Annotated in this window: 12 protein-coding genes; 3 read left to right on the forward strand and 9 right to left on the reverse strand. The window is 71.3% G+C overall.

The genetic code is table 11. The features are described from left to right. Positions 1 to 2 precede the first annotated feature (2 nt). Genes OG984_RS08255 through OG984_RS08275 form a run of 5 tightly spaced genes read right to left on the reverse strand, consistent with a single transcriptional unit; the run spans position 3 to position 7,139 of the window. Entirely contained in the window at positions 3 to 2,477 is a 2,475-nt protein-coding gene (locus OG984_RS08255; RefSeq protein WP_328531104.1) for a cation-translocating P-type ATPase, read from the reverse strand. Positions 2,478 to 2,482: 5 nt separating this feature from the next. Further along, complete coding sequence (locus tag OG984_RS08260; RefSeq protein ID WP_328531105.1) at positions 2,483 to 3,382, reverse strand: carbamate kinase; 900 nt, start codon at positions 3,380 to 3,382, stop codon at positions 2,483 to 2,485. 24 nt (positions 3,383 to 3,406) lie between these two features. Beyond that, entirely contained in the window at positions 3,407 to 4,432 is a 1,026-nt protein-coding gene (argF, locus tag OG984_RS08265) for an ornithine carbamoyltransferase (protein ID WP_328531106.1), read from the reverse strand. Next, positions 4,429 to 5,652 carry an arginine deiminase gene (locus OG984_RS08270; RefSeq protein WP_328531107.1) on the reverse strand — a complete coding sequence of 408 codons (1,224 nt, stop codon included), beginning with the start codon at positions 5,650 to 5,652 and terminating at the stop codon, positions 4,429 to 4,431. The genes argF and OG984_RS08270 overlap by 4 nt, the downstream gene beginning before the upstream one ends. Further along, on the reverse strand, positions 5,649 to 7,139 hold the full coding sequence (locus tag OG984_RS08275; protein WP_328531108.1) for an amino acid permease: 1,491 nt from the start codon (positions 7,137 to 7,139) through the stop codon (positions 5,649 to 5,651). The genes OG984_RS08270 and OG984_RS08275 overlap by 4 nt, the downstream gene beginning before the upstream one ends. Positions 7,140 to 7,389: 250 nt before the next feature. Here OG984_RS08275 and OG984_RS08280 point away from each other — a divergent pair, with 250 nt between their 5' ends. From OG984_RS08280 to OG984_RS08290, 3 genes are read left to right on the forward strand one after another with little or no spacing between them, the layout of a single operon-like run. Then, positions 7,390 to 7,968: a CBS domain-containing protein gene (locus tag OG984_RS08280; RefSeq protein ID WP_328531109.1), complete on the forward strand. Its 579-nt coding sequence runs from the start codon at positions 7,390 to 7,392 to the stop codon at positions 7,966 to 7,968. Between the two features lie 29 nt (positions 7,969 to 7,997). Next, positions 7,998 to 8,201: a hypothetical protein gene (locus OG984_RS08285; protein WP_328531110.1), complete on the forward strand. Its 204-nt coding sequence runs from the start codon at positions 7,998 to 8,000 to the stop codon at positions 8,199 to 8,201. Next, on the forward strand, positions 8,198 to 9,115 hold the full coding sequence (locus tag OG984_RS08290) for a universal stress protein (RefSeq protein WP_328531111.1): 918 nt from the start codon (positions 8,198 to 8,200) through the stop codon (positions 9,113 to 9,115). Before OG984_RS08285 ends, OG984_RS08290 begins: the two co-directional genes overlap by 4 nt. An 18-nt stretch (positions 9,116 to 9,133) precedes the next feature. On the opposite strand, the gene OG984_RS08295 is transcribed toward OG984_RS08290, so the two are convergent. The 4 genes from OG984_RS08295 to OG984_RS08310 are packed head-to-tail and all read right to left on the reverse strand — an operon-like array spanning position 9,134 to position 14,049. After that, positions 9,134 to 10,003, reverse strand: coding sequence for a carbohydrate ABC transporter permease (locus OG984_RS08295; protein WP_328531112.1), 870 nt, complete (start codon positions 10,001 to 10,003; stop codon positions 9,134 to 9,136). After that, a complete protein-coding gene (locus OG984_RS08300) occupies positions 10,003 to 10,968 on the reverse strand; it encodes a carbohydrate ABC transporter permease (RefSeq protein ID WP_328531113.1) in 966 nt (321 codons plus the stop codon). The genes OG984_RS08295 and OG984_RS08300 overlap by 1 nt, the downstream gene beginning before the upstream one ends. A 2-nt stretch (positions 10,969 to 10,970) precedes the next feature. Beyond that, positions 10,971 to 12,338: an ABC transporter substrate-binding protein gene (locus tag OG984_RS08305; protein WP_328531114.1), complete on the reverse strand. Its 1,368-nt coding sequence runs from the start codon at positions 12,336 to 12,338 to the stop codon at positions 10,971 to 10,973. 31 nt (positions 12,339 to 12,369) lie between these two features. Further along, positions 12,370 to 14,049, reverse strand: a complete 1,680-nt coding sequence (locus OG984_RS08310) for a glycoside hydrolase family 13 protein (protein ID WP_328531115.1) — start codon at positions 14,047 to 14,049, stop codon at positions 12,370 to 12,372. Positions 14,050 to 14,125: the final 76 nt, after the last annotated feature.

The following is a 14,125-nucleotide window of genomic DNA, read 5'->3' on the forward strand; positions in this document are numbered from 1 at the left end:
GGTCAGCCCTCGTGGCGACGGCGGGCCAGCCGCCCGGCCACTCGGCCGGCCGCGACCACGAGGCCCGGTAGACATGCCAGCGCCAGAAGCATCAGCTGGGCACGCGGCTCGAGGACCTCTGTCCCCAGCAGAGCCCGGAGCGGGCCGAACCACACCGCGGACAGCTGCAGCAGCAGCGCGATCAGCACCGCGACCTCGATGCCGCGTCCCGCCAGGGTCCAGCCCTTCCGAGGCGCCCGCAGCGCGAGGGCCAGACCGAGCTGAGCCGCGCCGAGCGTGAGGAACACGGCCGACTGAACATGCCATTCCAGGCGCTGGGCCAGCAGGCCCGCGACGATGCTGACCACCGCGATGAGCAGCCCGGACGTGACGATCTGACGGGCCAGCCCGCCGCCGAGCACCGAGCGTTCCGGCGACGGAGAGGGACGCCTCATGTCCTGCCGGTCGAGCGGTTCGCCGCCGAACGCGACACCGGGTACGCCGTGGGTGAGCATGTTGATCCACAGGATCTGTCCGGCGCCCAACGGGAACGCCAGGCCGAGAAACGGGCCGAGCAGGATCACCAGCACCTCGGCCAGCCCGCCGGCGAGGCCGTAGCGCAGGAACGTACGGATGTTGGCGTACACGCGCCTGCCCTCACCCACCGCGACGACCAGGGTGCGGAGGTTGTCGTCGGCCAGCACCACGTCCGCGGCCTGCCGAGCCACCTCGGTGCCACGCTTGCCCATCGCCACCCCGATGTCGGCGCGACGGAGGGCGGGGCCGTCGTTGACGCCGTCGCCGGTCATCGCGACCACATGGCCGCGGGCCTTCAGCGCGTCGAGGATGTCGACCTTCTGCTCCGGTCGGGTCCGGGCGTAGACGTGGACCCGGTCCACCGCCTCGCGGTGTTCGCCACGGTCCACGGCCGCGCCGTCCATCACGTCGCCGTCCATCACCTCGCCCACGGCGAGGATGCCGACGTCGCGGGCGACGGCACCGGCGGTCGCGGGGTGGTCGCCGGTGATGAGGACGGTGCGGATCCCGGCGTCACGACAGTCGGCCACCACGGCAGCGGCATCCGTACGGGGCGGGTCGGCGATGCCGACGAGCCCGACGAGCAGGAGGGACTCCGGCCGCTCGCCCGGCGGTCGCCACGACCGGTGTGCCACCGCCAGCACCCGGAATCCCGCACCGGCCAGGTCCTCGGCGACCGCTGCTCCGCGGCTCCGCTCCAACCCCTCCGGAAGCATGCTCAGCACCACCTCCGGAGCGCCCTTGACGACCTCCAGCACCGTGCCGTCCTCGGCCCGGTCCACGGTGACCATGTGGCGGGTCTCGCTCTCGAACGGCACCTCGTCGACGCGGGTCCATGTGCGGCGCAGGTCCGCAGCCTCGACCTGCCGGTCGGCGGCGGCCAGCAGCAGGGCTGCCTCCATCGGCTCGCCGATCAGGGTCCGGTCCGTCTCCGGCCCGGTCAGCCGGGCGTCGTTGCACAGCACCACGTCCCTGAGCAGCGCCGCCTCGTCGACGGCCTCCGGCGTCCAGATCCGCTGCACGCTCATCCGGCCCTCGGTCAGGGTGCCGGTCTTGTCCGAGGCGAGCACCGTCACCGAGCCGAGCGTCTCGACCGCCGGCAGCCAGCGCACGATCGCGGACTGCTTCGCCATCCGGTGGGCGCCCAGTGCCAGCGCTACGGAGACGACCGCAGGCAGCGACTCGGGGATGGCGGCGACCGCCAGGCTGACCGCGAGGATCAGCGCCTCACCGAACGAGACACCCCGGAGCACGGAGAGCACCAGGACCAGGAGGGCGATGGCGGCGGTGGCCACGACCAGCTGGCGGGAGAGCCGCCGGAGCCGGGCCTGGAGGGGTGTCGGCTCGGTTCTCGTCGTCGCGATCAGCGCCGCGATCCGGCCCAGGCCGCTCTCGGCGCCGATCCTCTCGACCACGCCCCAGCCGCGTCCCTTGGTGACGACGGTTCCGGAGAGGAGCTCCTCGCCGCTTGCGCGTCCGACCGGCACGGACTCACCCGTCATCGACGACTCGTCGACCTCGAGTCCCACCGCCTCGTCGGCCACCAGGTCGGCGGGCACGACGTCACCCGCCTCGAGACGTACGACATCGCCCTTCACCAGCCCGGCCGCCTCGATGTCGCTCACCCGGCCGTCCCGGAGCACGCGGGCGCGCGGGGCGGCCATCCGGCCCAGGGCCGCCATGGCCTGCTCGGCCCGCCGTTCCTGCACGACCCCGATGGCGGTGTTGACCAGCACCACGACCGCGATGATGCTCGCGTCCGGCACGTCTCCGAGGCCGAGGACCACCACGAACGCGACGCCGAGCAGCAGGATCATCGGATCCCGCAGCTGCGTCAGCACCCGGGCGGCCAGCGTGGTCGGCGGCGGCGCCGGGACCGCGTTGGGACCGTCCTGCTCCAGCCGGAGCGCCGCCTCCGCAGTGGTGAGCCCGCCGGACTCCAGACCTGTACGCGACGACACCGGCCTCAGCTCCGCACCTGGGTGCCCGACGTGCCGGCGAGCACGCCGTTGATCTCGTCCAGGGAACCGATCGCCGAACGCCGGCCCGTCGCCCGGGTGAAGGCGCAGACGGCGGCCACCTTCGGCCCCATCGACCCTGCCGGGAACCGCATCGCGGACAGCTCGGCGACGCTCACCTCGCGCAGCACCTTCTCGGCGGGACCGCCGAAGTCCCGGATCACGCCCTCGACGTCGGTCAGGACGAGCAGCAGGTCGGCACCGAGCGCCTCCGCGGCCAGGCCGGCCGCGTGGTCCTTGTCGACGACTGCGTCGATGCTCCGGTAGCGGCGGTCGCGGTCCACGACCGGGACCCCACCGCCGCCGGCGAGCACGACCGTGACGCCGGCGCCGAGGAGGCGCTCGGCGACGGGCAGCTCGACGATGTCCCGAGGTGCCGGGGAGGCCACGACCCGTCGCCAGCCGGCACCGTCGGGCCGCACGGTCCAGCCGTACCGGTCCGCGAGGCGACGGGCCGTCGGCTCGTCGTAGACCTGGCCGATGAACTTGGTCGGCTCCTGGAACGCCGGGTCCTCGGGATCGACCACGGTCTGGCTGACCAAGGTCACCACGGTCCCGATCCCCTCGTCCAGGAGCGCCTGCTGCAGCCAGAGCCCGATGAGACCCTGGGACTCGGCGACGAGGTCGGCGAGCGGATAGGGCTCGGACAGGGTGGGGTCGGCGCCGCTCTCCAGAGCGAGCAGGCCGACCTGGGGGCCGTTGCCGTGGACCACCACGACCTCGTGCTCCCGGGCCAGACCCGCGAGTCCGGCCGCGGCCGCGGCCACGTGCCGGCGCTGGGGAGCGGCGTCCGGCCGCTCCCCGCGCCGTAGCAGGGCGTTGCCGCCGATGGCGACGACGATCCTCATCTGTTCTCTCCTTCTCGGCCGGGCTCAGCCGGCCAGTGTCGCGACGAGCACGGCCTTGATGGTGTGCAGACGGTTCTCTGCCTGGTCGAAGACGATCGAGCGCTCCGACTCGAACACCTCCGGGGTGACCTCGAACGATGTACGCCCGGTCCGGCTCGCCAGCTGACGGCCGAGCTCGGTGTCGGTCCCGTGCAGCGCCGGCAGGCAGTGCATGAACCGCACCTGCGGGTTGCCGGTGATCTCGAGCAGCGCGTCGTCGACGGCGTACGGCGCCAGCAGTGCGATCCGCCGGTCCCAGAGCTCGGGCGGCTCGCCCATGGAGACCCACACGTCGGTGTGGACGAAGTCGGCGCCGGCGAGGCCACGGTGGCGGTCGCTGGTGATGTCCAGCCGCGCCCCGGTGACCGCCGCGATCCGCTCCGCGTGCTGCACCGCGTCGGCGCCCGGCGCCAGCTCCGCCGGCGAGACCATCCGGACGTCCATGCCCATCATGGCGCCGGCCACGAGGAGCGAGCGGGCGACGTTGTTGCGGGCGTCGCCGACGTACGCGACCGTGATCTGCTCCGCGGGCTTGGCCGAGTGCTCGAGCATGGTGAGCACGTCGCAGAGCGCCTGGGTCGGATGCCAGTCGTCGGTCAGGCCGTTCCACACCGGCACGTCGGCGTACGCCGCGAGCGTCTCCACCAGGGCATGGTCGGAGCCGCGGTACTCGATGCCGTCGTAGAGCCGGCTGAGCACTCGGGCGGTGTCCGCGACCGACTCCTTGTGGCCGAGGTGCGAGCTCGCCGGGTCGAGGTAGGTCACGTGCGCGCCCTCGTCGTGGGCCGCGACCTCGAACGCGCACCGGGTGCGGGTCGAGGACTTCTCGAAGAGCAGGGCGATCGAGCGGCCAGCGAGACGCGGAGCCCTGCCGGGCAGCCGGCGCGCCATCTTGAGCTCCGCGGCCAGTGCGACCAGCGAGCGCCATTCCTCGACGGTCAGGTCGACCTCCTTGAGGAAGTCGCGGCCGGCCAGCGACCTGGCCGTCGTGTCGGGGACGAGCAGCGTCATGACGACACCGCCTCTCGCTCGATCGGGCAGGTCATGCAGCGGGGTCCACCGCGGCCGCGGCCGAGCTCCTCCCCGACGATGGGCACCACCTCGATGCCCTGGTCGGCCAGATAGGCGTTGGTCGTGGTGTTCCGCTCGTAGCCGACGACCACGCCGGGTGCGACGGCGAGGAAGTTGTTGCCGTCGTCCCACTGCTCGCGCTCGGCGCCCAGCCGGTCGATCGGCGCCCGCAGCACGCGCACCCGGTCGAGGCCGAGGACGTCGGCGACGGTCGGGAACAGCGCGTCGTTCTCCTCGAGCTTGAACTCCCCGCCCGTCCCGACGCGGTAGAGCGAGTAGGAGCGCAGCTGGTCGGGAAGGTAGGGATAGACCGAGAACGCGTCGGCGTCGACCATCGTCATCGCGGTGTCCAGGTGCATGAACGCCCGCTCGCGGGGCAGCTCCACCACGATCACGGTGTCCACCGTGCCGCGCCGGAACAGCGCGCGGGCGAGATTCTCCACCCCCTGCGGCGTCGACCGCTCCCCCATGCCGACCATCACGGCCCGGTTGCCGATCACGGTGACGTCGCCGCCCTCCAGCGTCGCGCCGCCGTGGTCGAGGGCGTCGTGGCCGTAGAGGTATTCGACGCCGCGGAACATCGGATGGAAGTCGTAGACGACCTTCGAGTTGATCGTCTCGCGGCGCCTCGCCGGCTTCGCCATCGGGTTGAGCGAGACGGCGTCGTACGCCCATGCCACGTTGTCGCGCTGGAAGAGGTGGTTCGGCAGCGGGGCCAGCAGGAAGTCGTCGTCTCGGAGGTACTCCAGCAGCAGGCTGCTGGCGTGCACCCGGTCGGCGACGTCGGACTTGAGCACCCCACCGATCAGGTACGTCGCCAGCTCCTCCGCCGGGGTGGTGGCCACCAGGTCGTCGAGAGGCTGGTCGAGCGCGGGACCGAACCGGTGCGCGGTGGAGAGCTCCTCCTGGAGGAGCTCACGCGCACCCGGCTGGTCCAGCGCCTCGGTCAGCAGGTCGGCGAAGTGGTGGACCACGACCCCGTGAGCCTCGAGCGCGGCCACGAACCCGTCGTGCTCGGCCCGGGCACGCTCGGCCCACAGGACGTCGTCGAAGAGCAGCCGCTCGATGTTGCTCGGAGTCAGCCGGCTGAGCTCGAGGCCGGGCCGGTGCACGACCGCCTGACGCAGGCGTCCGACCTCGGAGTCGACGTGGAGGGTCACGACTCGCTCCCGTCCGCCGGCGCCGCGCCGCTGTCCGAGGAGGCCGCCTGGAGCCGGCGGCGCTGGCTGAGGTAGACCGGGACTCCCAGGATCGCGGCGGCACCGGTCATGAGGAACGGGCCCCAGACGACGTACCAGCTGTTGTCGGTGTTGCGGGAGTAGTAGACGAACGCGATCGACATGGCCAGGGCGACGACGGCGACCGCGAGATCGAGGGCGAGACGCGGGGTCGGGCCGCGGCGGTGGTCCTGCCAACGCCACTTGAGCTGGGCCAGCGCGGAGAAGGCGTACGGGATGGCGGCGGTGATGCCGGTCATCAGCACCAGCGTGGTGAACACCGTCGCCCCGTCGGCACCGAGATAGCTCACGACGACCGCGACCGAGGCCAGGGCGGCGGACGCGATGATGCCGAGGGCGGGCACACCGCGACGCGAGACCCGGCCGAAGATCTTCGGGAACAGGCCCTCCTTCGCGGCGGCCAGCGGCATCTCGGCGCAGATCATGGTCCATCCGTTGAGGGCTCCGATCCCGGAGATGATCACGGCGGCCGCGACGATGTTGCCTGCCACGGTGCCACCGAAGACCTCGTTCGCGGCCGCGGAGTAGGAGGCCTGGTTCGCGTCCTGGGCGAGCTGGGAGGCCGGCAGGATGCCGAAGACGGCGACCAGGGAGAGCAGGTAGACCACCGCACTGCCGACGGTCCCCAGAACCGTCGCACGCGGGACGTTGCGGCCGGGATCACGGACCTGGGCGGCGGCGACGGACGCGGTCTCGAGTCCGAGGTAGCTGAACAGGCAGATCGCCATCGCCCCACCGATCGCCGAGATGCTCGTCTCGCCGCTCGTGTTCCACGGGGAGAAGTTGCCGCCCTCGATGAAGAAGAGCCCGGCGGTCGCCATCAGCGCCAGCGGGACGAACTTCAGCACCGTCGTCCACAGCTGGAAGACGCCCATGGACCGTACGCCGGTGAGGTTGATCGCCGCGGGGATCCACAGGCCTGCCAGGGCGATCACGATCGACCACCCGGTGGCGCCACCCTTGTTGAGGAACGTCTCGACGTAGAAGACCCAGCCGACGGCGATGGCGGCGTTGCCCGCCCACGCGGTGATCCAGTAGAGCCAGGCCTGGCTGAATCCCCAGCCGTTGCCGAAGGCGGCGCGCGCATAGGCGTAGGGCCCGCCCCCGGCAGGCATCCTGCGGGAGAGGGAGGAGAACACCAGCGCGAGGGCGACGGCGCCGACCGTCGCGACGGCCATCGCGACGAGGCTGATCGGGCCGTAGGACGCCACGGCGTACGGGAGGCTGAAGACGCCGACCCCGATGATCGAGCCCATCACCAGAGCGGTCGCATGCGGGAGCCGGAGCTGGCCTTCGGGGGTCTCCCTTCCGGGGACAGGTCGGTTCGCCTGCCGGGGTGGAGGCGCTGCCTTCCCGGCGATGTCACCACGTGAATCGCGGTGGAACGGGGTTCTGTCGAGAAGGGACATGGCCCTCTCCTTCGTCATGGGATCACGGACCGCTCCAGCACACCGCCAACCACGATCCAGGCAGCAGAGCCGCCCGGTCCGGACCGTGACGACGTTCGTCCGTGGGCAGGATGACGAAGGTCCCGCGGCAGGCCGAAGGTCTCACCGGAGCAGGACCTTCCACTCATGACCGGCTCCGGGAGCCGGAGGAGGCTCGTTCCATCAGTACCGAGCGCCCTAGGTGGGATCGACCATGCTTGTCCGAGAGATCATGACCTCTTCACCCGTCACCGCACGGAGAGAGACTCCCGTCAGGGAGGCGCTCGGACTGCTGCGCGACCACCACATCACCGCGTTGCCGGTGGTGAGCTCGGCCGGCCGGCTCTGCGGCGTCGTCGCCGAGATCGACCTGATCCGCAACCGTGTCCTGCCGGACCCGCGCGCCCATCTGCGCCCGGCGCCTCCCCTGACCGACCGGCCACCGGCGTACGTCGAGGACGTGATGAGCCCGGTGGCGGTCGCCGTGCGCGACACCGCGGAGGTGTCGGTCGCGGTCGACATCATGGCCGAACGAGGGCTGAAGAGCCTTCCCGTCCTCGATGCCGACGATCTTCTGGTCGGCGTCATCAGCAGGAGCGACGTGGCCGGCGCCCTCGCCCGAGACGACGACACCTTGGACAAGGAGCTCAGCACGCTCCTGGCCAACCTCGGTCATCCCGACTGGCGCGTCGTGGTCGCCGACGGGAGCGTGACGATCACCGGTCCGGCGACGCTGAAGGACTGCGCCCTGGCCGAGAGCGCCGCGGCGACGGTCGCCGGCGTCAACCGAGTGCGGGTCACCCAGCCATAACCTTCTACCCATCGAGGAGTGACATCATCATGAAGCGCATCCTGATTCCCACCGTGGCGGCCGTGGCCGCCGTCGTTCTCGCCCCGTCGTCCGCCTCGGCCGGCACCGGACGAGACTTCGGACAGCACGTCGTCCACTGCACCCAGAGCGTCGGCTTCGACGGAACCCACAACCCGGGCATGCACCAGGGTCTCAACGGCTTCGCCACCGATCACATGTGCGTGATGGCATGAGTACGCCGTCGGCCTCCACCGCGCCCGTCCTCGCCGGGGTCCAAGACCCGGAGACGGAGGGTGCTCTGCTCGACTACGCGGGGCGCCTGGCCGTGAGCAGCGGCCACCCGCTGCGGCTGGTCCATGTCTTCCAGGCCAACGTCCTCTTCGGCGACCCGATCCTCGGCCTGCCGGGAGCGATGCAGCCACAGTCGATGATCATCGACGACTCCGCGGTCGGCCGACTCGCCGAGCAGCGCCTCGCCGAGGCCAAGGCACGTGTCCGGGACGCCCTCGACGGCGCGGTCGAGGTCACCGGTGAGCTGCTGCGCGGCCATGCCGCCCACGTCCTGATCAAGGAGTCCCACGAGGCGCACCGCGTGGTGATCCAGCGTCGGCAGCTCTCCCGCGTGCGCCGGGTGTTCACCGGCTCCGTCTCGGCTCGCGTCGCGGCGCATGCCAACTGCCCCGTCACCGTGGTCCCCGAGGACTGGTCGGCCGAGGGACGCACCGGCATCGTCGTCGGCATCAGCGGTGACAAGAGCGACGACCAGGTGCTGGCCTACGCCCTGGAGGAGGCTGACCGGCTGAACCAGCCGGTCACCGTCCTCCACGCCCTCGAGCTGATGGCCATGCACGCCGAACTCGCCGACCATGCCACCACGCGTGACTGGACGATGCGCGCCGAGGCCTATGTGGAGGACCTCATCCAGCGGGCCAGAGCACACGCCCCCGAGGCGGCTCGGACGCCGCTCGCGGGCCGTGTCCTCGCGGAGGCCCCCGCGGATGCGCTGGTCGCGGCCTCCGAGGCCGCCGCCCTCGTCGTGGTGGGACGGGCATCGCATCTGAACGCCTTCCCACACCTGGGCGGCGTCACCCGGGCGCTGCTGCGCGAGGCGGCCTGCCCGGTCGAGGTCCTGCCGCTGCCCGCCTGAGCTCGGCCGCCGACGTCTTCATCCCTTCACCGCACCCTCCAGACCCTCGCTGCGCAGGAACAGCCGCTGGAAGATGAGGAAGAAGAGGATCGGCAGCGCGGCCGAGATCGCCATCGCGGCGAGCAGCACGGAGAGGTCGGTGGCCGGCGCGATCGACGGCAGCCGTACGGCGATCGGCTGTTTGGCCGGGTCCGGCAGGACGATCAGCGGCCAGATGAAGTCCTTCCACGCGGCCAGCACCGCGAACACCGAGACCACCCCGAGCACCGGCCGTGACATCGGCAGGACGACGGACCAGAAGAGGCGGTACGGCCCGGCACCGTCGATCCGGGCGGCGTCCAGGATCTCGCGGGAAAGGCTGTCGAAGAAGCGCTTCATGATCACCACGTTGAACGCCGAAGCGCCCGCGGGCAGGAAGGCACCGGCGTACGTCCCGACCAGCGACCAGTGCACGACCGGCAGGCTCAGCACGGTGAGGTAGAGCGGGACGAGGAGCAGCACGATCGGCACGAACATGGTGGCGAGCACCGCACCGTAGAGAACCCGGCCCAGCCGCGGGCGCAGCACCGAGAGCGCGTAGCCCGCGGTCGTGGCGACCAGCACCTGGACGGCCCACGAGCCGGCCGCGATGACCACCGTGTTGACCAGGTAGGACGACAGACCCAGCTCCGTCCACGCCTGCGACAGGATCGAGAGGTCGGGGCCGTTCGGCCACAGCGCGATCGGCGAGCGCAGGGTGTCCTGGGTGGGCGTGACGGCCGACTTCGCCAGCCACAGCAGCGGGCCGAGGCAGACGACGATCAGAACGACGAGCGTCACGACCTGGACGGCGCGGACGCCCCAGCGCACCGACGTACGCCGCCGGTCGAGGGAGGACACGAAGCTCATCAGTCGCTCCATCCGCGCGTCAGCCGGAAGTAGGCCCACGACAGCAGTGCCAGGCCGACCGCCATCATCAGGCTCAGCGCCGTCGCCGGGCCGTAGGTGCCACCGCCGGTGGTGCTGCCGAAGGCGTACTCGTAGATCAGCAGAAGCAGCGTCAGCGAGGCGTGCGAGGGGCCGCCGCCGGTGAACAGGTAGGGCTCGAGGAAGACCTGGGCGGTGCCGATGATCTGCAGGATCAGGGTGATCAGCAGCACCGGGCGCAGGTGCGGCAGGGTGACGTGCCAGATCTTGCCGAGCACGCCCGCGCCGTCGGCCGAGGCGGCGTCGTAGAGCTCCTGCGGCACCGTGGTCAGCGCGGCGAGATAGATGATCACCGTGCCGCCCGCGGCGGCCCAGGTCGCTTCCATCACCAGCGAGGGCAGCACCCAGGAGGCCGACTCCAGCCATGGCACCGGCCCGAGCCCGACCCATCCCAGCACGGTGTTGAAGACACCACCCTCCGAGGCGTCGTAGAAGGTCTTCCACAGCAGCACCGCCACCGCGGGCGGCACCACGACGGGCAGATAGGCCAGGCCCGCATAGAGTCCGCGCAGCCTGCGCAGCGAGCTGAAGACCACCGCCATGACCAGCGGGATCGGATATCCGACGACGAACGCGATGCCCGCGAAGACGGCCGTGTTGCGCACCGCCACCGGCAGCAGCGGGTCGGCGAGCACCGTGCGGAAGTTGTCCAGGCCCACCCACTCCGCGGGCCCGACGAGGTTGGTGTCCTGCACGCTCATCACCACGGTCCGCACGATCGGCCACCACGAGAACAGCCCGAAGACGAGGAGCATCGGCAGCAGGAAGACCAGGGTCGCCGCGCCGCCGCGCCACCACCTCGCGAGCACACTGACGGACGATGTGCGCCGGCGGGCCGGCCCTCGCACGAGGGTCGGCCCGCCCACCCGGGACATGTCGGCGGTCACGCTCAGCCCTTGTCCAGGATCTGCTGGACCGAGGCGTCGGCATCCTTCAGCAGCGCGGCGATGTCGGCTTCCTCGTCGCTGAGCACCTTCTGCACGACCGGGTCCAGCGCGCCGTACACGGCCTGGGTCTGCGCGGGTGGCTCGGGGATCAGCGAGAGGTCGAACATCCTCGAGGTGTAGCCGGTCATCTGCTCCAGCGGCACGTTGACGTAGTCCTTCACCCAGCCCTGGTAGGTGGTGTACGAGGCCTCGTCGAAGATCGGGAAGGTCGGCGTCCCGACGGGCTGGTCGGCCGCGGTCTGGGTCTTGGCGTCGGCGACGGCCGCCGACTCGTCGGTGTACCGGCGGACCCGGAAGAAGTCGGCCCAGGCCACCGCAGCCTCGGCCTCCGCGTCGGTCGCCTTCGCACTGACCACGTTGACCGACCCGCCGCCGAGCACGCCGGCGTCGGCCGAGTCCCCCAGCGGGACCGCGGTCAGTCCGTACGTCTCCGGGTCGATCGCCGAGGTGGTGACGAGGGAGTTGTAGACGTCCGAGCCGCTGATGAACATCGCGACCTTCCCCGCCGCGAACGCCTGGTTGATGCTGTTCCAGTCGTAGGCGGTGTTGCCGGAGAACGACTCGTCGGTCCAGCGCATGTCGTGCAGCAGCTGCAGCGCCTGCTCGGTCTGCGGGTTGTCGACGGTGGCGGTGAACGTGTCGCCGTCCTGCGTCTCCATCCGGCCGCCGAGCGCGTAGGTCAGGGTGGTGAGGATCCAGCCGCCGGTGTTGGCGGTGGTCATCTCGGCATAGCCGGTGGCACCGGTCCGGTCGTGGATCTGCTTGGCGGCGGCGCGCAGCTCCTCCCACGTCGTCGGCGGCTTGTCCGGGTCGAGCCCCGCCTTCGTGAACAGGTCACGGTTGTAGTGGAGCGCATTGGCGTAGACGTCCGAGGGCAGGCCGTAGACCTTGCCGTCGGTGCCCTGCGCGGCGGCGAGCACGTTCGGGTTGAGCTCGTCGAAGTAGGGCAGCTCGCGGATCTCGGCGTCCACGTCGGCGACCTGGCCACGCTCGACCAGGCCCTTGGTGTCGGTGAACGGCACCCGGAAGGAGATCGGCAGCGTGCCGCCGGCGAGCTGCGCGGGGAACGTCTGCGCGTTCCACTGCCACTCCACCGGCTTCACGGTGATGTCGGGATGCTCCTTGTTGAAGGCCGCGGCCTGCGCCTTGACGGCGTCGATCGTGGCCTGCTTGTCGCCGGGCCGCCAGCCCTCGACGGTGATGGTGACGCCGTCGCCGTCGTCCGACGTCTCGCCGCAGGCGGCGAGCGAGCCGAACGCGAGAGCCGCGACCGCGGTGAGCGCGACGGTGCGCAACCGAGTGGATCTCATGGGTCTGTCTCCTGGATGTTGTGGTGGGGTCTCAGGTCGTGGGCCGCAGCCATACCGCGGCATCGGGGGCGAGCCGGCCGGCCTCGAGAGGCGAGCTGGCCAGCCAGACGTGATCGCTGTGCGGCAGCTCCACCGGCACGTCGGTCAGGTTGACCACGCAGGCGAAGTGCGCACCGCGACGGAAGGCGAGGATCCCGGGAGCGGTCTCGATCCAGCCGAAGTCGCCGGTGGCGAGGTCGGGATGCGTACGCCGGATCAGCAGCGCCATCCGGTGCAGGGACAGCATCGAGCGCGGGTCCGCGGACTGCGCCTGCGCCGTCATCCGTGCCCAGCCCTCGGGCTGCGGCAGCCAGGTGATGGTGCCGGGGGCACTGAAGCCGTACGGAGGCCGGTCCCCGCTCCACGGCAGCGGCACCCGGCAACCATCCCGGCCGGGATCGACGCCACCGCTGCGGAAGTGCATCGGGTCCTGCACCCGCTCCGGCGGGATGTCGGCCTCGTCGAGGCCGAGCTCCTCGCCCTGGTAGAGGTAGTAGGCCCCGGGCAGCGCCATCGCGAGCATCGCGGCCGCCCGGGCCCGCCGCTCACCGAGAGCGCGATCGGTCGGTGTGCCGAAGCGCTTGGTCTCGAACGCGAACGCGGTGTCGGCGCGGCCGTAGCGCGTCACCAGCCGGGTGACGTCGTGGTTGGAGAGCACCCAGGTCGCCGGAGCTCCGGCCTCGCCGTGCACGCGCAGCGTCGTCTCGATGGAGGTACGCAGCGCCGCGGCGTCCCACGGCGCGGTCATGAAGTCGAAGTTGAACGCCGCGTGCAGGACACCCGGCCCCAGGTAGCGGATGAACCGGGAGGTGTCCGGGAGCCAGACCTCGCCGATCAGAGCCCGGTCGGCGCCGTACTCCTGCGCGATCCGCCGCCAGCCGCGGTAGATCTCCTGGAGCTCCTCCCGGTCGACATAGGGATGCTCGCCCGGCCGCGGGTCGACCGGGACGTCGGGGAGGGCCGGGTCCTTGGCGAGCAGGGCAGCTGAATCGATCCGGATCCCGGCCACCGCGCGGTCGAACCAGAACCGGAGGATCTCCTCGTGCTCGCGGCGTACGTCCTCGTGCTGCCAGTTGAGGTCGGGCTGCTCGGCGGAGAAGAGGTGCAGGTACCACTGCTCGGGGACGCCGTCGGGTCCGGTCAGTCGGGACCAGGCGGGGCCGCCGAACTCGGAGGTCCAGTCGTTGGGCGGCAGGTTGCCCCCGGGGCCGCGGCCGTCCCGGAACCAGAACCGGTCCCGCTCGGGCGCACCGGGCCCGGCCTCGACCGCGGCACGGAACCATCGGTGCTGGTCGGAGACGTGGTTCGGGACGACGTCGATGATCGTGCGGATGCCGAGCTCGAGGGCGTCCTGGATGAGCGCCTCGGCCTCGGCGAGGTCGCCGAAGACGGGGTCGATCGCGCGATAGTCGGTCACGTCGTAGCCGCCGTCGGCCATTGGCGAGGGGAACCATGGCGTGAACCAGATCGCGTCCACCCCGAGGTCCCGCAGGTAGGTCAGGTGCGCCCGCACGCCGGCCAGGTCGCCGGTGCCGTCGCCGTTGGCGTCCGCGAAGCTGCGGGGATAGATCTGGTAGATCGCCGCGGAGCGCCACCAGTCGGCGGGGCGCTCCGTGAAGGCCGGAAGCGCGGCCGGTGCCGGCTCGCTCTGTCGAGGTTCCGTGGCGGTCACGGGCCCTCCCTTCTCAGCAGCTCACATTCATGTGACGGCCGTCACCGTGACGGCGTGCTGAGACCGTAGAGCCAGC

Source organism: Nocardioides sp. NBC_00368 (assembly GCF_036090055.1).
Classification (GTDB): domain Bacteria; phylum Actinomycetota; class Actinomycetes; order Propionibacteriales; family Nocardioidaceae; genus Nocardioides.